General features: G+C 40.2%; 20 protein-coding genes. 16 read left to right on the top strand and 4 right to left on the bottom strand.

Annotated features, from left to right (window positions below):
- Positions 1-7: 7 nt before the first annotated feature.
- On the bottom strand, positions 8-1936 hold the full coding sequence (locus ACTHN6_RS06835) for a gamma-glutamyltransferase family protein (RefSeq protein ID WP_440434987.1): 1929 nt from the start codon (positions 1934-1936) through the stop codon (positions 8-10).
- Positions 1937-2525: 589 nt separating this feature from the next.
- Between ACTHN6_RS06835 and secDF the strand changes: the two genes are divergently transcribed.
- The 10 genes from secDF (at position 2526) to ACTHN6_RS06785 (ending at position 13256) form a co-directional block, all read left to right on the top strand.
- The gene (secDF, locus tag ACTHN6_RS06830; protein WP_440434986.1) at positions 2526-5675 is read left to right on the top strand and encodes a protein translocase subunit SecDF; all 3150 of its coding nucleotides are present in this window, start codon (positions 2526-2528) and stop codon (positions 5673-5675) included.
- Between the two features lie 264 nt (positions 5676-5939).
- Positions 5940-6410, top strand: a complete 471-nt coding sequence (locus ACTHN6_RS06825; RefSeq protein ID WP_440434985.1) for an RrF2 family transcriptional regulator — start codon at positions 5940-5942, stop codon at positions 6408-6410.
- A 68-nt stretch (positions 6411-6478) separates the two neighbouring features.
- The gene (locus ACTHN6_RS06820) at positions 6479-7873 is read left to right on the top strand and encodes an alginate export family protein (RefSeq protein ID WP_440434984.1); all 1395 of its coding nucleotides are present in this window, start codon (positions 6479-6481) and stop codon (positions 7871-7873) included.
- A 74-nt stretch (positions 7874-7947) separates the two neighbouring features.
- A complete protein-coding gene (locus tag ACTHN6_RS06815; RefSeq protein ID WP_440434983.1) occupies positions 7948-8910 on the top strand; it encodes a PstS family phosphate ABC transporter substrate-binding protein in 963 nt (320 codons plus the stop codon).
- Between the two features lie 104 nt (positions 8911-9014).
- Complete coding sequence (pstC, locus tag ACTHN6_RS06810) at positions 9015-9902, top strand: phosphate ABC transporter permease subunit PstC (protein WP_440434982.1); 888 nt, start codon at positions 9015-9017, stop codon at positions 9900-9902.
- Complete coding sequence (gene pstA / locus ACTHN6_RS06805) at positions 9899-10738, top strand: phosphate ABC transporter permease PstA (RefSeq protein ID WP_440434981.1); 840 nt, start codon at positions 9899-9901, stop codon at positions 10736-10738. The genes pstC and pstA overlap by 4 nt, the downstream gene beginning before the upstream one ends.
- Before the next feature lie 25 nt (positions 10739-10763).
- On the top strand, positions 10764-11576 hold the full coding sequence (locus ACTHN6_RS06800; RefSeq protein WP_440434980.1) for a phosphate ABC transporter ATP-binding protein: 813 nt from the start codon (positions 10764-10766) through the stop codon (positions 11574-11576).
- 99 nt (positions 11577-11675) lie between these two features.
- Positions 11676-12011, top strand: coding sequence for a hypothetical protein (locus ACTHN6_RS06795; protein WP_440434979.1), 336 nt, complete (start codon positions 11676-11678; stop codon positions 12009-12011).
- A complete protein-coding gene (locus tag ACTHN6_RS06790) occupies positions 11995-12801 on the top strand; it encodes a queuosine precursor transporter (RefSeq protein WP_440434978.1) in 807 nt (268 codons plus the stop codon). Before ACTHN6_RS06795 ends, ACTHN6_RS06790 begins: the two co-directional genes overlap by 17 nt.
- 110 nt (positions 12802-12911) lie before the next feature.
- On the top strand, positions 12912-13256 hold the full coding sequence (locus ACTHN6_RS06785; protein WP_440434977.1) for a hypothetical protein: 345 nt from the start codon (positions 12912-12914) through the stop codon (positions 13254-13256).
- On the opposite strand, the gene ACTHN6_RS06780 is transcribed toward ACTHN6_RS06785, so the two are convergent.
- Positions 13257-13406, bottom strand: a complete 150-nt coding sequence (locus ACTHN6_RS06780; RefSeq protein WP_440434976.1) for a hypothetical protein — start codon at positions 13404-13406, stop codon at positions 13257-13259.
- Between the two features lie 32 nt (positions 13407-13438).
- Between ACTHN6_RS06780 and ACTHN6_RS06775 the strand changes: the two genes are divergently transcribed.
- Both ACTHN6_RS06775 and ACTHN6_RS06770 read left to right on the top strand, forming a co-directional pair.
- On the top strand, positions 13439-14749 hold the full coding sequence (locus tag ACTHN6_RS06775; RefSeq protein WP_440434975.1) for a flavin monoamine oxidase family protein: 1311 nt from the start codon (positions 13439-13441) through the stop codon (positions 14747-14749).
- Between the two features lie 18 nt (positions 14750-14767).
- Entirely contained in the window at positions 14768-14953 is a 186-nt protein-coding gene (locus ACTHN6_RS06770; RefSeq protein WP_440434974.1) for a hypothetical protein, read from the top strand.
- Between the two features lie 18 nt (positions 14954-14971).
- Here the strand turns inward: ACTHN6_RS06770 and ACTHN6_RS06765 are convergent, their stop codons facing one another.
- Entirely contained in the window at positions 14972-16048 is a 1077-nt protein-coding gene (locus ACTHN6_RS06765) for a hypothetical protein (protein ID WP_440434973.1), read from the bottom strand.
- Between the two features lie 433 nt (positions 16049-16481).
- Between ACTHN6_RS06765 and ACTHN6_RS06760 the strand changes: the two genes are divergently transcribed.
- Positions 16482-17219: a pyridoxine 5'-phosphate synthase gene (locus tag ACTHN6_RS06760; protein ID WP_440434972.1), complete on the top strand. Its 738-nt coding sequence runs from the start codon at positions 16482-16484 to the stop codon at positions 17217-17219.
- A 12-nt stretch (positions 17220-17231) separates the two neighbouring features.
- Here ACTHN6_RS06760 and ACTHN6_RS06755 read toward each other — a convergent pair whose 3' ends face one another.
- Positions 17232-18077, bottom strand: a complete 846-nt coding sequence (locus ACTHN6_RS06755) for a dienelactone hydrolase family protein (protein ID WP_440434971.1) — start codon at positions 18075-18077, stop codon at positions 17232-17234.
- Between the two features lie 158 nt (positions 18078-18235).
- On the opposite strand from ACTHN6_RS06755, the gene obgE reads away from it, so the two are divergent.
- From obgE to ACTHN6_RS06740, 3 genes are all read left to right on the top strand, one after another.
- Positions 18236-19237, top strand: a complete 1002-nt coding sequence (gene obgE, locus ACTHN6_RS06750; RefSeq protein WP_440434970.1) for a GTPase ObgE — start codon at positions 18236-18238, stop codon at positions 19235-19237.
- Between the two features lie 270 nt (positions 19238-19507).
- The gene (locus tag ACTHN6_RS06745) at positions 19508-19939 is read left to right on the top strand and encodes a hypothetical protein (RefSeq protein WP_440434969.1); all 432 of its coding nucleotides are present in this window, start codon (positions 19508-19510) and stop codon (positions 19937-19939) included.
- A gap of 224 nt (positions 19940-20163) precedes the next feature.
- Positions 20164-21012, top strand: coding sequence for a murein L,D-transpeptidase catalytic domain family protein (locus tag ACTHN6_RS06740; protein ID WP_440434968.1), 849 nt, complete (start codon positions 20164-20166; stop codon positions 21010-21012).
- Positions 21013-21052 lie beyond the last annotated feature (40 nt).

The raw sequence follows: 21052 nt of genomic DNA, 5'->3' as shown, positions 1-21052 counted from the left end.
CTAAGGTTCACCATCCGATACCATAATCTTCCCCGTTATTGGAGGATCCGCCCCAGAAGCTGCCATGCTTCCAGTCAAAATAAATAGCATTGATCGGTCCGCTTGTGCGTTCACCGATGGATAATGTATAACCCATTTTTCGCAGAGCGCTTCGCACATAATCCGGCGTATCGGAATTTACAAGTATGCTGCCGGGATGCGGTTGCCTGTCTTTAATTTGTTCGCCGCCTAATGAAAGCCATAATTGGTCGCTGTTGATGTTGGATGCTTCAGCAGCTTCCTGTATGGTCATGCCAAATTCAACTACGTTTAAGAAACATTGCAATAAATTTTGATCCTGTGTATCGCCACCCTGCACTCCAAAAGCCATAAAAGGTTTTCCGTCTTTCATGGCCAGTGTGGGTGTGAGTGTGACACGTGGTCTTTTGCCGGGCTCAATTACATTAAACGGATCAAGCGCACTGTCTAACACAAAGCTTTGCAAACGCTGGCTCATACCCACACCCGTATGCCCCGCTATACAGGCGGGAAGCCAGCCGCCGCTTGGCGTAACAGAAACCACCCATCCGTCTTTATCTGCTGCTTCCACCGAAGTAGTGCCCCGCCATAAGCGGTCTATATAGGCAGAATCGGGCGCGCTGATATTACGAACAACATCTTTTTGCTGCATGGCGTTTATTTGTGCCGCATCATGTTTTGGAATAGCGCCGGGAATAGTTTTATTGGTTGAATCAATCGTAAAACCTCTTTGTTTTAAAATATTTAAATATGGATTGGTTTTGCCTTCAAAAGGGTAGGGGTCGCCGGGGCCAATAGTTGGATTGCTTTTATCTAAGTTAATTAACGCCGCCCTTTGCCTCGCATAGGTTTTATCCAATAAACCTTTCATTGGTTCTTCGGGTGGAAAATATGGATCGCCATAATAAAAATCCCGGTCGGCGAAAGACAGGCTCATTGCCTGGTATAAAGTATTCATATAACGGGCAGAGTTATAGCCCATGCTTTCCAGATCGAAATTTTCGAGTATGTTCAACGCCTGCAGCATGGAAGGCCCTTGTGTCCATTGCTGCAGTTTATATACTTCAATGCCTTTATAATTTACGTGCATCGGTTCTTCTTCAACGGGTTTCCATTTTGCCAGGTCTTCCATCGTAATCAATCCGCCCTGTTCCTGTGCGCCACGCACAAATTCTTTCGCAATATCGCCTTTATAAAAACGGTCATAAGCAGCATAAATGGCATCTTTCCGGTTCTTCTTATTTTCTAATGCCTGCTGTTCTGCCTCCACCATTTTGGTTAATGTTTCCAATAAATCTTTCTGCACAAAAATTTCACCCGGCTCAGGCGCTTCCCGCTGCTGCCCTTCATGCGGTAAAAAAACGGCTTTGCTGTAAGGCCATTGCTTAATCATCTTCTTTCCACGCTCCATGCTATTGGCTGTTTGTGCTTCAATAGGATAACCGGCGGCCAGTTGCATGGCAGGCGCCAGCACCTGTTTCAGGCTCATCGTTCCATATTCGGCCAGCATATAACAAATTCCACCGGGCGTGCCCGGCGTAACGGCAGCCAATGGCCCATATTCAGGCGGAAAAGCCATGCCTTTATTTTTGAAAAAATCAACGGTGGCGCCAGTTGGTGCCACACCGAGTGCATTTATAGCAATTACTTTTTTGGTTTTAGGATTATAGATCAGCGCCTGGGTTTCGCCGCCCCAACTTAATACATCCCACATGGTACATGTTGCAGCAATCATGGCGCAGGCAGCATCTACGGCATTACCGCCCTGCTGGAAAATCATAGCGCCGGCTTCCGCTGCTAATGGCTTGCCTGTTATTGCCATCCAGTTTTTGCCATGCAATGGTGGTTTCTGCGTGTGCTGTGCGAAAATTATTACTGGCAGTAAAAGCGCGATAAGCAGGGCAAAGTATTGCTTCATATAACATTGATTTGCTTAAAGATAAAAATCAATTTATGAAAAGCTATAAAATAAAGAAGACTATTGGCTGCCGGAAGTTTGAAAAAAATTAGTAGCCGGCCTTGAAAATATCAGCGCATCCTTGTAAGATAAGGAATAAAAAAGGCGCAATAATTTTTCATTATACCAAAAAAATGGTTTAAAATTACAGGAAGAAATTAAGCCAAAGCACGAACATAAATTGTATAAACCTGCTTATTATGCAGGCACGCTAAATATCGTAAGCAAAAATTGTTGAAGCCCCGTCCAATATCTGACCATTGGCCTTTGCTAACTAAACAAGCCCCGTAAAAAAGCGGGGCTTTTCTGTATGTGGCGAAACTCGTTTCCTTTTAAATTAAAACCTTGTGCCACCCGCATCTTAAAATTTAATTAATACTGCTTAACAATGAAGAGACCTGATTCGGATAATCCATTCTAATAAATTGATTATCATTCAGGTAAAGTTGATGAAAGTTGCAGCTTTTTGCAATAAGCCAAATTGTCTTCTCCATATACTTCAAACCACTATCTTTGCCGCTCTCAAAAAAATTGTAAATACGTTTTAATTATGCAACTGAAAGGATTGGTGCGTTTTTTTGCGCTTGCTCTTATACTAATTTGCTTGTACCAATTGTCTTTTACCTGGATTGTTCGCAGCTATGAATCTTCAATGCGTGATAAGGCTGGATTGTGGGTGAAGGCTATGTATCCCCAAACTACTGATAAAGACAGCCTGGAACTGCTGAAAAAACAAAGACTTCAGCATGTGCTGGACAGTACAAAAGATACCAAAATTGGCCCTTTTGGGTTTACCACTTACCAGGCGGCTAAAGAAAAAGAATTGATGCTTGGTCTTGATTTGCAGGGCGGTATGAGTGTTACCATGGAAGTAGGGCTTGACGGGTTAATAAAATCGCTGGCTAACTACACTAAAGATCAAACATTTAATAAGGCGCTGGATGCCGCCGTAGCTAAAAAAGCAACTTCCGGTGCAGACCTCATTACACTTTTCTCAAATGAGTTTAAAAACGTAAGCGCCGGCGCTAAGCTTGCTCCTTATTTCGTTACACGCAGCAACGGTAAAATAAACTACGATGCTTCAAACGATGCGGTTATCACTTACCTGAGAGACCAGGCTAAAAGCGCATTTACCAATACCACCAATATTTTAACCCAACGTATTGACAGGTTTGGCGTGGCTTCACCCAATATTAATCCGGATCCTCAAAAAGGTATCATCAATATTGAGCTGGCGGGTATTAACGATCCTGAAAGGGTGAGACATTACCTTCAGTCAACTGCCAACCTCCAGTTTTTTGAAGTATATAACATTAATGATATTGGGGAAGGCGTTCTTTCTGCAGAAAAATCACTGGCTGATTATCTTAAAGGAACAAACCCTGCAGATAGTTCAAAACAGGCCGCAGATACAACCAAAAAAATTGTTGATACAGCCAATAAAAACACGGCTGCTGTAACCAGCCACGATACAAATGCCATTGCTGGTTTTAATAATGCTCAAACGGCAAAACCTGCCCCTGGTGCAGCCGCCGGCAGCAATGTTGATTCACTGGCCATAATGCGTAAAGAAATGCCTCTACGTACGCTGGTGCAGTTTGCGCAGCCACAGCAGGACCAGGCAACCGGCAAAGTACAATACCCGGCCAACGTTGGTTATGTTGCCATTGCCGATACAGCTACCCTGAACGACTATCTTGCTTTAGACTTTGTAAAAAACAAGTTTCCTTCCAATTTAAAATTTGTTTATGGCAAACCTGAAAATGGAGGCACAGATGCAACTGCCAAAAACTTTGTGGTATTATATGCCATTAAAACTTTGGATAATGGCACCGCAGAACTGGAAGGGGAGCATGTAAGCGATGCAAGGGCTGACTATGATGAACGCGGCAGGCCTGCTATTAAAATGACCATGGATGCAACCGGTACACGCATCTGGGCAAGAATGACGGAAAGAAATTCTCCGCAGAAAAATGGCGGCGTTTCAAAACCTATAGCCATTGTATTGGATAATATTGTTTACAGCGCACCGTTTGTAAACGGCCCTATACCAAATGGCTCTTCTGAGATTTCCGGTAATTTTAGCGTGAACGAAGCGCAGGACCTTGCAGATATCCTGAAGTCAGGTAAACTGCCGGCTCCCGCTAAAATTGTTGCAGAGCAACAAATAGGCCCCACACTTGGCCAGGATGCAGTAAATGGCGGCTTAATGTCGTTTGCCATATCTTTCCTTGTAATATTCGCTTTAATGCTTATCTACTACAATACAGGTGGCTGGGTGGCAAATATTGCCTTAATCTTAAACCTGTTGTTTACGATAGGTATTTTAAGTGCACTCGGATTTACGTTAACAGCACCCGGTATAGCGGCATTGGTATTAACAGTAGGTTTGGCAGTAGATACCAACGTAATCATTTTTGAAAGAATAAAAGAAGAACTTACCAAGGGTAAGAGTTACATACTGGCTGTACATGATGGTTACAGGCGTTCGTATGCACCCGTAATTGATGCCCACGTAACCACTTTACTTACTGCCATCATCCTGTTCATATTTGGTTTAGGCCCAATCCTGGGTTTCGCCACTACACAGATTTTGGGTATTTTACTGTCTTTATTCTGCGGTATTTTAATCTCCCGCCTGATAACAGATTTTTATACCAATAAACAAAGGCACTTTAAATACTTTACCGGTATTTCCAACAAGATATTCAAGCACACAGAATTCAAATTCACCAAATACAGGAAAGTGGCTTACGGTATTTCTGTGGTGGTACTTATACTGGGTGTTGCTTCTTTCTTTCATGGTTTTGAAGAAGGCGTAGAATTTAAGGGCGGCCGCAGCTATACCATTAAATTTGATAAGGCTTATAATACTACAGAAGTTGCCGACGCATTAAAAACGGTGTTTGATGATTACCCGGTTATAAAAACAGTGGGTACGCCTGAACAATTAAATATTACAACGGCTTATCTCATTAATCAAACAGGGCAGAACGTTGATTCTACCGTAGAGAGAACATTGTATGCAGGTTTACAGAAATTTCTTCCGGAAGGTACCTCGTACAGCACTTTCCAGTCAACTTATAAACTGGCTTCGCAGAAAGTGCTTCCGTCCATTTCAGACGACCTGAAATCCGGTGCACAAAAAGCGACGATTATTTCAATCATCATTATTTGCCTTTACATATTCATGCGCTTCCGCGACTGGAGATTTTCCCTCGGTACAATTGTATCATTGCTGCACGACGTTTTTGTAACACTTGCCGTGTTCAGCTTCCTTGGAGACGTGATGCCATTCCCGCTCGAAATTGACCAGCATTTTATTGCGGCAATATTAACGGTGATTGGTTTCTCCATGAATGATACGGTGATTGTATATGATCGTATTCGTGAAGACTCGAGGCTGATGAAGGGAGAAAGCAGGGAAACGATTATCAATCGTGCCATCAATCAAACATTAAGCAGAACAATCATGACTTCGCTTACCGTATTCCTCACCATTTTAATCCTGTTCATATTTGGGGGTGAGGTTACCAGGGGCTTTGCCTTCGCCATGTTGATTGGTGTGATTACGGGTACATATTCTTCTATATTTGTTGCGGCGCCTATTCTCATTGACTTTGGCAAAAACAAACCCTTGGGCGCTGTTACTGAAGTGAAAAACGAGGAAATAAAAAGGGCCGAAGCAAAAAGGTTATAAACCTTATCAATACATAAAATAAAAAAGCAGCTTTAACAGGCTGCTTTTTTATTTGTGTTATGCAATGCGGCATGTTCTTCTTGCATCATAAAGCTAATAGCCCTCAGCAATTACATATAATACCGGCAGGCAGTTTCTTTTTTTATTGGAAAAAGCAATGACTACACTCAATAAATTCCTAAAGCAGTTATAATATATATCGCAGCAAAATGTTATTTGTTTTTTTTTGACTATAATTGCGCAATTGGATATTGCCACCACAACATGTTATCTAAGAAAACGAAATATGCCATAAATGCGCTTGTCTATCTTGCCAGGGAAAGTAAAGACGGTGAACCTGTGCAAATAAGCAGGATTGCAGAAAGCGAAAATATTCCAAGGAAATTCCTGGAAGCTATATTGCTTGAGCTGCGGCATGCCGGCATGCTTAACAGCCGCAAAGGAAAAACCGGCGGGTATTATTTGCAAAAGACTACAGAAGAAATAAATATAGCAGATGTGATGCGCTTGTTTGATGGACCTATTGCTTTACTGCCCTGTGTTGCCTATAAATATTATGAGCGTTGCGAAGAATGCATTGATGAAGAAACCTGCGGCATACGGTCTGTGTTTTCCGACGTGCGGGCACAAACGGTTAGAATGCTGAAAGGTGCAACCCTTGCCGAAATCATTGATCGCAGCGAAGGGCTGAAGAAAGAAATCAGCCGTAATAAAAAGCCGGGAAAGAAAAAATAAATTTTTTTTGCGCAAAAATCCTACTAATTCGATAGGAATTATATATTTGTCGCAAATAACCTGTTTATATGTTTAGATTAGCTAACCGCGGAAGCCTGTTGTATTTATTAATCTTGATGCCGGGTATTAATGCACTGCGTGCACAAATAATACAGTATCCATCACCAATAGATACAGCAATAAAAAATGCAGCAGATACTACCATGAAGGGAAAAGCAATACCAAGTACGTTAACCTTTGCGTTGGATATGCGAACGCGTTCCGAAATGCGGCATGGATATAAATCTTTGCCAACGGCTGATACAGGCGCTGCTTTCAACATAAGCCAGCGCACCCGTTTTAATATTGATTTCAAGAGTAAAAAAATTGATGTTTTTCTTTCTTTACAGGATGCCCGTGTATGGGGCCAGCAGGACCCAAGGGGTGGACAATCGGGTACCGGCTCAGCCGTAACATCTACAACCTACCCTGTTTATTTATTTGAGGTGTACGCTGAGCCAAAGTTTACAGATAAACTTTCCATTCGCATAGGAAGGCAAAGAGTGATGTATGACAACCAGCGTTTATTTGCTGAGAATGATTGGCGGTTAGCCGGTAATTCCCATGACGCCATTCGCCTTATTTATAATAACAAAACCAATTTTACGACGGAGTTGCTGGCTGCCTATAATCAAAGCGGCGAAAATGTTTTTACCACAAAATATTCGCCCGGCGTTCCCAATTACAAATCGTTGGTTGTGCATTACCTTAACTGGAAAGTAACGAATAAGTTTATTCTTACAACAATTAATTCTGCAGACGGATATCAAAGCGCTGAGCCTGGAAAATATGCAACAACCTATGAAAGATTTACCAGCGGCGGCAGGCTCGAATATTCAACTGAAAACTGGTATGCAACTGCGGCTGCCTATTATCAATATGGCAAGGATTCATCCGGAAAAAAATTAGGTGCCTTTTATGTTCAGCCTGAGGTAAAATATTCCAATGGTCCCGTAACTATTCGTCTTGGCATGGAATACCTGAGTGGCGCTGACAGCTCAACCCATCCTTCAAAAGATAAAAACTTTGTGCCTTTATATGGTGTGGCACACAGGTTTATGGGTAACCTTGATTATTTTGCTTCTTTTCCCGGGGATGTTAATGGCGCCGGATTAATTAACCCATATCTATTTGTATGGTATAATAAAAATAAGATTGGTATTCGTATAGAGAGCCATTTATTTTATTCCCAATCACGGTTTGTTTATAAGGGCAACCCCGTAAATAAATACCTGGGTTTTGAAAATGATCTGCGGTTTAATTACAAGCCAAATAAGTTTACAGATGTTGAAACAGGCTTTTGCTGGGCTGCTGTAACCAATTCCATGACAGTTATAAAAAAGGGCGGTGATACAAACGCATTTCCCTACTTCGCATATATAAGTTTAAAGCTTACGCCCACACTTGGAAAGATTACCTTTTAATAAAAAGATCAGAGGAAGTAATACTCATAACTTAAATTCCTATTAAATATATAGGCTTAATAAAAATTAATCTTATGTTCAAACAAATATCAACGGCTGTTCTTTTATTTTCTGTATTCATTGCCGGCTGCTCCGGAAGTGCCGAGAAAGAAAAAAGTACTTCCGGTTCAGGAAATGTTTCTATTTCTTTTTCCGGTGCCTTCGCTTTATACCCGCTTGTGCAAACCTGGGTTACCGAGTATAATAAAATTCACCCCGAAATAAGGTTCGATGTACAGGCCGGCGGCGCTGGCAAAGGCCTTACAGATTGCCTTGCCGGTGCAGTTGACGTGGGCATGTTTTCCAGGGAACTCTCTGATGCGGAAAAAGAAAAAGGCGTTTGGTCTTTATCGGTTTGTAAAGATGCTGTACTGCCCACTATGAATGTAAAAAACCCTTTTTATAACGAAGTGCAGGCACGCGGTGTAAAGAAAGAAGAGTTCAATGCCATATTTGTTGATAACAGTATTAAAACATGGCAGCAATTACTCGGTAAAGGTGCCGGCGCTGATAATATAAATGTTTATACAAGGGCCGATGCTGCGGGCGCTGCCGATTCATGGGCTGCTTTCTTCGGAAAAAAACAGGAGAATTTAAAAGGCATTGGTGTAAATGCAGATCCCGGCGTGGCGGATGCAGTAAGAAAAGATATAAAAGGGATTGGATATAACAATACGCTCTTTGTCTTCGATCAGAAAACAGGCAATAAACTTCCCGGCATTGATGTGGTGCCTATTGATGTGAATGGCAATGGCAAAATTGATACAGCGGAAAATTTTTACGGTAATCTCAATTCATTTCTGCAGGCTGTAAATGATGGTAAATTTCCTTCACCGCCTGCAAGAAACCTGTACTTTCTTACAAAAGGTAAAACACAGAAAAAAGAATTGCTGGATTTTTTTAAATGGGTGTTAACCGACGGGCAAAAGTTTGTGCATGTTGCGGGTTATGTGCCCCTGCCTGAAAACATATTAACCGAACAGGCTCAAAAACTTTAAGAAAGTTGTGTTGTAATTAGTAATACCGGGCATTAAAGCTTTCATGACTGCGCTATGGCATGAAAGCAGGCCCGGTTTGTAACCGGCTTTTAAAACTACCGCTAATGTTATTAACCAGGAAATTAACCGATAATGTTTCATCCAAATGGATGGTAACCTGTCTTACATTTTGTCTTTTATTGCCGCTGGCAATAGGTACGGGGCTTGTATTTAAATCAACGCCCTTGTTAAGCGAGCACAGGGTAAGCGAACTTGTATTTTCAAAAGACTGGTTTCCTTCCGATAACAGGTTTGGCTTTTGGTCTTTCATCGTATCATCGGTTTGGGTTACTGTGTTATCATTGATAATATCAATACCGCTTTGCCTTTTATCGGCAATTTATCTTACGCAGTACGCGCCCAAGTGGCTTTTAAAATTCATGCGGCCGGTTATTGATATTCTTGCAGGCATACCTTCTGTGGTATATGGCGTTTGGGGTTTGCTGGTGGTTGTTCCACTCGTTGGAAATGAAATAGCTCCGTTCTTTGGCAAAGAATCGCTTGGTTACAGTTTGCTTGCCGGCGCCATTGTGCTTGCCGTAATGAGTATTCCCTACATACTGAATATGTTGCTGGAAGTGTTCAGGCAAATGCCCGTAGAGCTTGGTGAAGCTTCTTTAGCGCTTGGCGCTACAAAATGGGAAACCATTAAACATAGTTTTTTGCGCAAGGGCTCAACCGGTATTATTTCCGCATTTGGTTTAGGGTTTTCAAAAGCACTGGGCGAAACCATTGCCGTACTTATGGTTGTGGGTAATGTTGTTCAAATCCCAAAATCCATGTTCGATTCCGGCTATACATTGCCCGGATTAATTGCCAATAATTATGGCGAAATGATGAGCATTCCTTCTTATGATTCTGCATTGATGTTTGGCGCGTTGTTGCTGTTTGTTATTATCATTATCATCAATGTTATTTTCCGTTATATCATTTATAAATCCGAAGCACTATGATGACATTCAGAAGAAAATATGAAGAGCGTTTTTTTCGTGCATTATCATTTTTGTTTACGGCAATAATTGTATTTGCACTCGTACAAATAATATGGACGATCGTTAAAAAAGGCTTCCCTGCGCTCTCATGGCAAATGATAAGCGAGGAACCGAAAGGAGGGTTTTATTTTGGCAAAGACGGAGGCATTTTAAATGCTATAGCAGGATCATTTTATCTTGCCATTTGTTCAACTGCACTTGCGTTTATCATAAGCCTTCCCGTAGCCTTATTCATGAATATTTATTTGATAAGATACCAGCGTTTGCTCATAGGCATTCGTTTTTTTCTGGATGTGCTTTGGGGGGTTCCTTCCATTGTTTACGGCGCATTTGGTTTTACGCTGCTCATGTATTTAGGGTATAAAAATTCTTTGGGGGCAGGTATTATAACTGTTGCTGCCATGATAACGCCTATTATGATCCGCGCCATGGATGAAGTGCTTAAAACTATACCTATTGGCTTGCAGGAAGCTTCGTATGCACTTGGTTCAACAAAAACAGAAACAGCTTACAAAGTTTTTTTCAGGGAAGCATTACCTGGCTTTGCCACAGCCATTCTGCTTGCATTTGGCCGTGGCATAGGCGACGCTGCTTCAGTTTTATTCACCGCCGGTTATACGGATCATATACCACATGGTTTTGGCGAGCCAACGGCAACATTACCGCTTGCCATCTTCTTTCAGTTAAGTTCTCCTATTGAGGAAGTGCAAAACCGTGCTTATGCAGCCGCTGTTATATTAACGGTTATTGTGCTAGTATTAAGTGTTTCTGCAAGACTCATCAAACTGAAAAAATAATTTATCACCAACAAAAAACAGTTGTATGCCCACACAAATTGAAACACTACCCAAAAACGATTTAACTACTACAGTTGTAAGGAACAATGTACCGGTAGTAGAGATAGATAAAGTAAATGTATATAGTAAAGGGCACCATATTCTTAAAAACGTTTCCACTATTATCCCTAAAAATAAAATCACTGTTTTACTGGGCCCTTCAGGCTGCGGTAAAACAACTTTACTAAAATGCCTTAACCGGCTAACCGATCTGTATCCTGACCTGGAAGTAAGTGGCAGCATCAGGATTGATGGTGATAATATTTTTGATGCGCGTAAAGACATAACCGCTATTCGCCAGAAAATGGGTTTGTTGCTGCAACGTCCATATCCATTGCCTATGAGCATTTACGATAACATTGCTTACGGGCTTAAACTAAAAGGTATTCGCAGTAAAAAAATCATTGGCGATAAAGTTGAAAAACATTTGAAAGAAGTAGCGTTGTGGGATGAAGTGAAAGACCGCCTTAAAACATCTGCACAACGCTTATCTATCGGGCAGCAGCAGCGTTTATGTTTGGCGAGAGGCCTTGCGGTAGAGCCTGAAATTATCCTGGCTGATGAACCTTCTTCAGCACTCGATCCTATTTCTTCAAGGGTTATTGAAGAAGAATTTATAAAACTAAAATCTGATTACACTATCATATTGGTTACGCATATTTTAAGACAGGCAAAACGCCTTGCCGATAATGTAATATTCATGTATTACGGAGAAATAATTGAAAGCGGCCCGGCGCAGCAGGTTTTTGAAGATCCTCAATCTGAAATATTGAAGGAATACCTGCGTGTGGGCCACTAAGCTTTGTTGGTGGTAAACGTTTGAATAAAACGAAAAGCTGCTCTTGTCTAAGAGTGGCTTTTTTATTTAACGTCACACAATTCATCTTACTTTAGCATTATGGAGCAACCGGAACAGGAGCAGGCAATTAAAAAAGCAAGCAAACTGCGCATCCTATTCAGGATGGCATTTATATGCAATATCTTTTTTATTATCTGCATGATTATGCGCTATACAACCGCGCCAAAATATATTCCGCAGCCGTTAATTGAATTTGCTATTATTTTAGGATGGCTGGCGCCTGTAATAAATTTTATAAATTTTATGCTGGTACTTGTATTGCCTTCACGCATAAAAAATAAATTTATTCCGCTTTGGTTGCTGTACATAAATATTATTTGCTTTCTGCTGCAGATTTATTTTTTCTTTATTTTGAAAGATGCACCACATACTTAACAACAAACCTGCAAAGCTGTTTATAGGCTTCACGGCTTTCTTTGTAGCCAATGCATTAATTGCTGAATGCATAGGCACCAAAATATTTTCACTTGAAAAATTATTTGGCTTTGCACCATCCAACATCACACTGTTTGGTCAAAGCGGTTTGTCATTTAATCTTACCTGCGGTGTTTTATTGTGGCCGCTGGAATTTGTAATGACAGACCTTGTGAATGAATATTTTGGGCCAAAAGCAGTGAAGCGCATTAGTTATACAGCTATAATATTAATAAGCTATGCGTTTATTATGTTTTATGCAAGCATTCATATTCCGCCTGCAGATTTCTGGATAACATCCAGTCAAACCAAAGGCATTGATAACATGCAAACTGCCTTCAACGGTATTTTTGGGCAAGGGCTTTGGATTATACTTGGAAGCCTTACTGCATTCCTTGTAAGCCAGTTGGTTGACGTAACGGTTTTTCATCGTATAAAACGCATAACAGGTGAAAAAAAAGTATGGCTGCGGGCAACCGGCTCAACCGTGGTTTCGCAGATCGTTGACAGCTTCATAGTATTAACCATTGCATTTAAATTGGGCGGAACATGGACATGGCCGATGATCTTTGCCGTAGGCACTTTAAATTATATCTACAAATTTCTTATGGCCATTATTCTTACACCGGCACTCATTTGGGTTGAAAAAAGAATTGAGAAATATCTTGGCCATGAAACAGCCATGCGCATGAAAAAAGCGGCAATGGGCGAACCAACAGACGGTTTTGAAAATATACCTACAGCAGGCTGATAAAAGTTCTGTATTTAAAAATGCAGCTATCCATATCAAAAAACAATTCACAATATCATTTCACGCAATGATTGGTACAAGAATTGAAACCAGATGTATAAAAAATATTTATGTCTACATTAGATGAAATGAACACACTCAGCCAGATACTGAACAAGCTAACTGTAAAAGGTTATGATAATGAGTTCAGGTGGGCCAGCGAAGGTTTCGTTGTTAATGATAAAGTGTATAAACCCGAAGATTTAACTATTGTTAAAAGTTATCGTTTTGAAGGCGAGTCAGATCCTTCAGATACATCTGTATTATATCTTATTAAAGCAAATGACGGGTTAATAGGTTACAGCATTGATGCTTATGGCGTTTACAGTAACCATGACGATGAAGAAGGTTATGACAATTTTATACGTCAAATACCTGTAAAAGATAATGACGAGCAATTGCTGTTTGAACTTTAATCAGTGTTTCTTGAAATACTGAATTTCCTGTTCGTGTTTCTTTGCCGCTTCAAGCGTATTGAAAGTGCCCAGGTTCCTGCGTTTGTTGGTTTTTGGGTCTTTCTTTTTTGAATACAGCCTGTATTCGCCTGATTTTAATTTCCGTATCATAATTAATATTTTATAAAAAGTTTACAATAGCCATGCCATCTGCCAAAAATAATCCTGCGCAATCCGTTGTAATTGTTGGCGGCGGCGCAGCCGGCTTAATGACTGCTTTTGAATTGTCGAAACATAAAATAGCAGTAACTATCCTGGAGGCAAAGCAAAGGCCCGGTGGCCGCATAGATACTTTATATGAGCATTCTTTTTCTCAACCTGTTGAAACAGGGGCTGAATTTATTCATGGTGATGCGCCCATTACCTTGTCTTTACTGAACGAAGCTGGCATTTCATATCATGCCATTAATGACACAATGGGCCGCATTGAAAACGGCGTGTTTAACAATGAAAATAATTTCGAAGGGCATTGGGACTTATTAATGAAAGAAATGGCTTCACTGCAACAGGATATGCCGTTGGCTGAATTTATTACTACATATTTTGGAGAAGATAAATACGCGGAATTGAGATCATTTGTAAAAAATTTTGCAGGTGGGTTTGACCTGGCAGATATTTCAATAGCCAGCACCAAGACTTTGTACCGCGAATGGAGTAAGGAAATGGGAACACAGTACAGGATTGATGGCGGTTATAAAAAATTAATAGATTTCCTGGAAACGAAATGCAGGGATAATGGTTGTTCTATTCATTTCTCCTGTTGCGCCAAAAAAATAAGCTGGCACAAAAACGAAATAAATGTGCTTTCTATGTGCAGCCGCCTGTTTAAAGCCAATAAAATTGTGCTTGCCGTGCCCATAAGTGTTTTACAGGCCGAAGAAGTCAGCTCGGATTATATAGAGTTTTCACCTGCTATTCCTCAACACACAAAAGCCGCAAAAAACATAGGTTTTGGAGCGGTAATAAAAGTTATACTGGAGTTTGAGGAAAATTTCTGGAAAATAAAAACTAAAGATGCGGGTATGATTTTTATGCAGCAGGAAATTGTTCCAACCTGGTGGACGCAATCACCGGTTGAGAACAATATTTTAACCGGCTGGATTGGGAATGAGAAAGCAAAATTTTTGCAGCATGAAACAGACGAGGCCATTCTTCACAAAGCCATTCAATCGCTGGCAAATAGTTTTAACATGACTGCAGAAAAACTTCATAAAAATTTAAAGGCATATAAAATAGCCAATTGGTGCAAAGAGCCGGATATTTACGGCGGCTATTCGTTCAGTACGGTGGAAAGTGCAAACGCCAAACATATTTTGCGGCAACCGGTTGACGATACTATCTTTTTTTCCGGTGAAGCTTTGTTTGAAGGTTCACCGGGCGCTACGGTTGAAGCAGCTTTAAGCAGTGGCAGAAAAACAGCCGAAGCGGTTTTAAAATGCTATAAAAAGGCATAAAACTTTCAAATTAATTGTATGGATAAATCGAAACCAGATAACGATCCTAAAAAAGAAAAGCCTTCACAAAAACATTATGAAGATGAATTGTTTAAGCGTGAAAAATATCAATCAGATGAAATAGATTCTGATGGTTCCGCAAGTGCATTTGATGAAACAGAAACCGTAGATGAAGATAATTTTGACAGGCTTTCTGAAAAATAATTGGTTCAGTATTTATATTTAATGTGCCTGCTTTATAAAATCCCTGAAGGCAACACCATTTTCTTTAAGATTGCCACCGGCATCCTGCAAGGCAACCGCTTTGCCTGAACCTTCTGTGCCGCCGTCTGCGCTGTAAAAAATGCCATAAGCCAGCCCTGCATTGCGCACAGCATGCAATATGTTTTTTACTAATTCCGGTGAAGGTTGCAGTACGCCAAATTCGTTTGACATAACCGGTTTGCCCGTGGCTGTTTTAATATAATCCGCCACATAAGCAAATATTGCCGCATCAAAATCTGCATCGCCGCCCTTGCCCCTCATTTTTACAGGTTCATACCAGTGAAAATTTACATAATCAAGATCAAGTTTTTTATAAGCTGCCAGTATTTTTCTTCCAAATTCAATCTGACGCTGGAGCATTTTATTATTTGTATTCTGAACCCGCTGTACCAGTGCCGGCGGTGCTGCCTTTGTTACAAAATCCATGGCTTCTTTTTTCCTGCCTTTTTGCATAAGATCATCGTAAACAATAAGACAAACTTCCCTTACTGTGATGCCACCATTGGTAACTTTTATACCGCGTTTATGCGCTATATCAATCGCAGTCTTAAGTTCGGTTAAATAATCTTCCGCCGAGCCGGTGTGGTATAAAGGATTATCTTCTTCGTTTTCAACCACGAGCACTTCTGGTTTATATTTATCAAGAATTGAATTGAGTGCATTGCTGTAAGCAGCCATATCTGTGGGAAAAGGCACCGGGTCATGATCACCTACCGCATTGCGCGGAACAGCATAATTTACATTCAACAAAAATTTTAAGCCTGCGGCTGTATAAGCATCACAGGCATTGCTGCTGCCATTCCATGTTTTTATATCAATTTTTGCCCTTGTATAATTTACGCCCAGAGCTTTTACTATCTGCGCCTGTCTTTCCGGTGGGATATTCCTGCCGCCCGATTTGGCAACCATTACGCCAAACCTGGTAGCCAGTGAAGAAGTAGTGTCACCCGCAGTTACAGCAACATCATTTGCAGCAACGCTTTCATTGTATGAAGCGGAATCTTTTGTTTGTGCCTGCTTTTGTTCTACAGGCAAATTAGACCTGTTTGCCAATCTGCAGTTAACATTTAGTAATAAGAGAAGTAAGGGGAATAAAACCTGCATCTTCATAAGTTTTGTTTTCACGAATTAAATATCCGGTACAATTTAATACTGCCAAACCTAAGCCAAAAATTTTCATTGTTTTTCTGGTGTTGATAATAGCGGGAAGAATGACTGTAACATTTTCTGGGCGTTAACCGTTAAACGGCTTTTATTATAGCGTGAACGTCACAGTTTTTATTTGTATTTCAACAAATGGTTAAGCAACAAAAGGTAATAATATTTTTATTTTTAAACACAGGGTGGTTCACTATCGTTAAAAAGAAATTAAAAAACTATATTCGATACCTGAATGAACTACACCGTCGTTATTTAGCTGTCCCATCTTAACCATTACTTTATCTGTTAATTTAAATATCTTGTAACCATGACTAAATTAAGCGTGAACATCAACAAAATTGCCACTTTACGTAATAGCCGCGGCGGCAATAATCCCGATGTTGTTCAGGCCGCAATTGATGCGCAAAAATTCGGTGCGGAAGGCATTACGGTTCATCCAAGACCCGATGAACGGCACATTCGCTATGATGACGTACGAAAGATAAAAAAAGTTATTACCACAGAATTTAATATTGAGGGCAATCCGCAGGAAGAAAAATTTGTGCAGCTGGTGCTGGAAACAAAACCCACGCAGGTTACACTGGTGCCTGATGCTTTATCACAGGTTACAAGCAATCATGGCTGGGATACGATTGCGCACAAACAATATTTGAAAGATATAATTGCCGTGTTTAAAAATGCACGCATACGTACATCAATTTTTGTTGATCCTAAAATTGAAATGATTGAAGCTGCAGCCCAAACCGGCACAGACCGGGTGGAGTTATATACCGAAGCTTATGCACATAATTATGAAACCAATAAAGAAGAAGCTATAGCACCTTATCTCGCAGCAGCGGTAGCAGCCCGCGAAATGAACATTGGCTTAAATGCCGGGCATGACCTTAATCTTAAAAACCTCCATTACCTCATCCGTAATATTTCATGGATAGACGAAGTAAGCATTGGTCATGCACTCATTTGCGATGCTATTTACCTGGGTTTAGAAAACGCCATTCAGTTGTATAAACGCCAGCTTGCATTGCCTGAAGGCAATTTGTTTTAATACCAATATTATTTATTTCATTCTGGCTTTAATAAAAGCTATGGCTTTTGCGTAGGCATCTGCTGTAGCTTCTTTATTGTAACTGGGATTGCTCGGGTTGGCAAATGCATGCACCGCATCATATTCATAAGCAGTAAGATTTTTACCGGCGGCTTTCATATTAGCTTTAAATTCTTCAACCACTGCCGGCGTGATGCCACCATCTTTTTTGGCAAAAAAACCAATTACATCGCAATGGAGCTTTTTTAGTGCATTCACATCTTTCTCAGGCATTCCATAATACATAATGCAACCTTCAACACGGTTGCCGCCAAGCAAAGCTGCCTGCAAGCTCCAGGCACCGCCAAAGCACCAGCCAATAGTAAAAACCTGTGCGTTTGAACCAACATAATTATAAGCGCCTTTAATAATATTTACTGCCCGGTCTGTTTTTACAGCCTGCACCAGTTTGCGGGCTTCATCGGGCGTCGTGGCAATTTGTTTATCATATAAATCAATGGCAATGGCATTAACGCCAAGTTCATTGGCTAATTTTTCGGTTTCCTGTTTTATATAATCATTCAGCCCCCACCATTCCTGGAAAACAAAAATGTAATAGTTTGTTGGCTTAGGTGCTTTAACCATCCATCCGTGGGCATCGGTACCATCAGCCGCTTTAAAATTTATATCAGCGCCATTGACAGTTTTGTAATTAAAGGGCAACGGCGCGTCATGCTGCATTACAAAACTTTTATCATTGGCCAGGAGCGCAAATTGTTCTGTTGCGTTAGCTGCCGGGCAGCAGGCTGCCGGTTTTTTTTGTGCATTGGCCGAAATAAAACATATCAATAGCACAAAAAATAATAATTGCTTTTGCATAGCGATGGATTTAATTTTTGAAATAACAGTTCAGCACAAGTTAAATAATAAGTTGTAACGATTATTAACCAAACATGCGGGCGAAACGCTAACGTAGTTTATAAAATTTAGTAACCTTGAAATAGTTTCTTTTAATTTCGATTGTTTTATTGAAGAGCATGGAGAAAAATAATTTTATAGATTATATAAGAATTTTTTGCAGGAGTGGCAATGGCGGCGCCGGCAGCAGGCATTTTATGCGTACCAAATTTAATCCTAAAGCCGGGCCGGATGGAGGCAACGGGGGCAGGGGGGGCCATATAATATTAAAGGGCAATAAACAATTGTGGACGCTGCTCCATCTTCGTTATTATAAAAATGTGATTGCAGAAAACGGTGAAGGCGGCAATAAGAATAACTGCACCGGAGCTGATGGTGAGGATATAATTATTGAAGTGCCGCTTGGCACTATTGCCCGAGATGAAGAAAGCGGTAGAATGGAAGCGGAGATTTTGGAAGACGGCCAGGAAGTTATCTGGCTTCGTGGCGGAAGGGGTGGATTGGGTAACGCCAATTTTGCTACGGCCACTAACCAGGCGCCCGAATATGCGCAGCCGGGTGAACCGGGTGTGGAAGCATGGAAAACACTCGAATTAAAAGTGCTGGCTGATGTGGGGCTGGTGGGTTTTCCCAATGCAGGAAAATCAACTTTATTATCTGTACTTACAGCAGCAAAACCAAAAATTGCTGACTATGCATTTACCACTTTAACGCCCCAGTTGGGCATGGTGGAATACAGGGACGGACGGTCTTTTTGTATTGCCGATTTGCCCGGTATAATTGAAGGTGCTGCCGAAGGCAAGGGCCTGGGCCACCGCTTTTTAAGGCATATTGAACGCAATGCTGCTTTATTGTTTGTAATACCCGCCGACAGCAATGATCATATAAAAGAATTTGAAGTACTGCTGAAGGAGCTGGAAGAATATAATCCTGAATTAATGCAGAAAGAATTTTTGATTGCCATCAGCAAAAGCGATTTGCTGGATGATGAATTAAAAACAGCCATAAGAAATGAGTTTGACAAAGCAACAAGGATAGTATTCATTTCTTCTTTTACCCAAAAAGGTCTTGTTGAATTAAAAGATCTGCTATGGAAAACCATAAATAGCCAGGCTGATTAAAGAGATGTTGTTATTTTAAAGTTATCAATCTGAAGATAAATGTTTGGATGTCAATCACCTTGTAATTTTATCCCATAAAAATTACTAATGTAAGGTTACTTTTTTCTTTTAACAGTATTAATGTGTAATTAATACGCAATTGTTCTTAACTTTGCATCTAAATTAAGCTAACCGAACCGTTCATGCCATAGTTGTTTGCCGCCGATTGTATTGCCTCGCGGTTGATTGTCGAAATGAATAATTTTTTTGACATTAAAAAAAACAACAATTATGACAAAGGCAAATTTAAAATTCTCAAGCAAGAAATTAATCGCAGCAGCATTTTTATCAGCTTCAGTATTACTTACTTCTCTTACAACTAACGCCGCCATATATAACAAAAACATCGAACTGGTTTCCGGTGAAAAAAGCAATATTGCCCTTACCGCTAATACCAACGATGCATTATTGTTCAAATTAAATGTGAACAATGAAAAAGGCGACAAGTTTATCGTAACTATTAAAAATGATGCCGGCGATCTTTTATTCTCCCGTGCATTCAGCGATGTGAATTTCAACAGGCAATTTAAATTGCTTAAAGGTGAGCAGGCAAATACACGTTATTACATTAACATTACTTCAGACAACAAAGTTCTTGAAGATTCTTATGTAGTAAGTTCCACTGTACGCACTGTAAATGATGCAGCAGTAAACAAGCTTTAACATTAAAATTGTTTCTATAAAGCTTCCCTTTTACGTTTGTGTTTTAGGGAAGCTTTTTTATTGGGGGTGCTATAACATTTAATTACAATAATCTTTTCATTATAGATTTTACCTTTGTCTTTTACAATAAAACAAGGATTTTACAGTTTTATAAAAAATCATCCGATTTTTAGAGGCCATCCGGTCTGAATCCTTTTAGAAAATTTAAAAATCTTATAAGCCTGATGAAGAAATTGTTATTAGTGGGTGCTGTATGTATTACCATATTTACCTCTATGATTGCTGCAAAAGGAAAAGAAACTGCCGCCCTGAACTCAAACTCTAAAGCCGTTAATACTACAAACAAATCTGTGAATACAGAAGCGGTTATTAATTATTGGGTTGATTCATTGTATGCTCAAATGCAATTGGAAGAAAAGGGTTTGAGCCGTTCTGTTTTTTTTGAAGCTTATAAAGGGTATGAATATTTGCTTTCTGCGGGTAAACTGCAAAAGCAAGGTTTCCTAACCATTTGCGATTACAGCCAGCCCAGCAATAAGAAAAGATTATATGTGATTGACGTAGATAAAGCAAAACTGCTTTTTAATACCTACGTATCACATGGCCGTAATTCCGGTAATGATTATGCTACAAGCTTTTCAAACAGGAATAATTCGCATAAAACATCTTTAGGGTTTATGTGCACTGCCGAAACCTATAATGGAGATAACGGTTACAGTCTTCGGCTTGATGGATTGGAAAACGGTTTTAATGATAATGTAAGAACCCGCGCTATTGTAATGCATGGCAGTAATTATGTAAGCGGCCAGCGTGCTTCAAAAGGTACGATGATGGGCCGCAGTTACGGTTGCCCTGCTGTACCTGCAAAAGAAGTTAAAAGCATTATTAATACCATTAAAGGTGGAAGTTGTTTCTATAGCTATTATCCTGATAAAACTTATACAACTGCATCAAAAATTCTCAATGCAGATTTTGTTTGGCCTTTAACGCAAACGCCGCAGCTCGCATCTGTAAGATTGCCTGATTCGCTGGCAAAAATATATACGCAGTCAGAAGCGCTTAGCTTAAATTAAACTTGCAATTGGGATCAATATATTATTAAACCGTTCTACA

The sequence above is a fragment of the Parafilimonas sp. genome, from assembly GCF_051953455.1.
In the GTDB taxonomy this organism is placed as follows: Bacteria; Bacteroidota; Bacteroidia; order Chitinophagales; family Chitinophagaceae; genus Parafilimonas.
The sequence above is the reverse complement of the archived record's forward strand: the minus strand, read 5'-3'. Positions and strand labels throughout refer to the sequence as shown.

Coding starts and splice junctions, on each gene's coding strand:
- ACTHN6_RS06785 (WP_440434977.1), top strand. CDS start 12,912: ATGTCTACATTAGATGAAATGAACACACTCAGCCAGATACTGAACAAG.
- ACTHN6_RS06775 (WP_440434975.1), top strand. CDS start 13,439: ATGCCATCTGCCAAAAATAATCCTGCGCAATCCGTTGTAATTGTTGGC.
- obgE (WP_440434970.1), top strand. CDS start 18,236: ATGGAGAAAAATAATTTTATAGATTATATAAGAATTTTTTGCAGGAGT.
- ACTHN6_RS06755 (WP_440434971.1), bottom strand. CDS start 18,077: ATGCAAAAGCAATTATTATTTTTTGTGCTATTGATATGTTTTATTTCG.
- ACTHN6_RS06800 (WP_440434980.1), top strand. CDS start 10,764: ATGCCCACACAAATTGAAACACTACCCAAAAACGATTTAACTACTACA.
- ACTHN6_RS06760 (WP_440434972.1), top strand. CDS start 16,482: ATGACTAAATTAAGCGTGAACATCAACAAAATTGCCACTTTACGTAAT.
- ACTHN6_RS06835 (WP_440434987.1), bottom strand. CDS start 1,936: ATGAAGCAATACTTTGCCCTGCTTATCGCGCTTTTACTGCCAGTAATA.
- ACTHN6_RS06825 (WP_440434985.1), top strand. CDS start 5,940: ATGTTATCTAAGAAAACGAAATATGCCATAAATGCGCTTGTCTATCTT.
- pstA (WP_440434981.1), top strand. CDS start 9,899: ATGATGACATTCAGAAGAAAATATGAAGAGCGTTTTTTTCGTGCATTA.
- ACTHN6_RS06745 (WP_440434969.1), top strand. CDS start 19,508: ATGACAAAGGCAAATTTAAAATTCTCAAGCAAGAAATTAATCGCAGCA.
- ACTHN6_RS06815 (WP_440434983.1), top strand. CDS start 7,948: ATGTTCAAACAAATATCAACGGCTGTTCTTTTATTTTCTGTATTCATT.
- ACTHN6_RS06795 (WP_440434979.1), top strand. CDS start 11,676: ATGGAGCAACCGGAACAGGAGCAGGCAATTAAAAAAGCAAGCAAACTG.
- secDF (WP_440434986.1), top strand. CDS start 2,526: ATGCAACTGAAAGGATTGGTGCGTTTTTTTGCGCTTGCTCTTATACTA.
- ACTHN6_RS06790 (WP_440434978.1), top strand. CDS start 11,995: ATGCACCACATACTTAACAACAAACCTGCAAAGCTGTTTATAGGCTTC.
- pstC (WP_440434982.1), top strand. CDS start 9,015: ATGTTATTAACCAGGAAATTAACCGATAATGTTTCATCCAAATGGATG.
- ACTHN6_RS06770 (WP_440434974.1), top strand. CDS start 14,768: ATGGATAAATCGAAACCAGATAACGATCCTAAAAAAGAAAAGCCTTCA.
- ACTHN6_RS06820 (WP_440434984.1), top strand. CDS start 6,479: ATGTTTAGATTAGCTAACCGCGGAAGCCTGTTGTATTTATTAATCTTG.
- ACTHN6_RS06780 (WP_440434976.1), bottom strand. CDS start 13,406: ATGATACGGAAATTAAAATCAGGCGAATACAGGCTGTATTCAAAAAAG.
- ACTHN6_RS06740 (WP_440434968.1), top strand. CDS start 20,164: ATGAAGAAATTGTTATTAGTGGGTGCTGTATGTATTACCATATTTACC.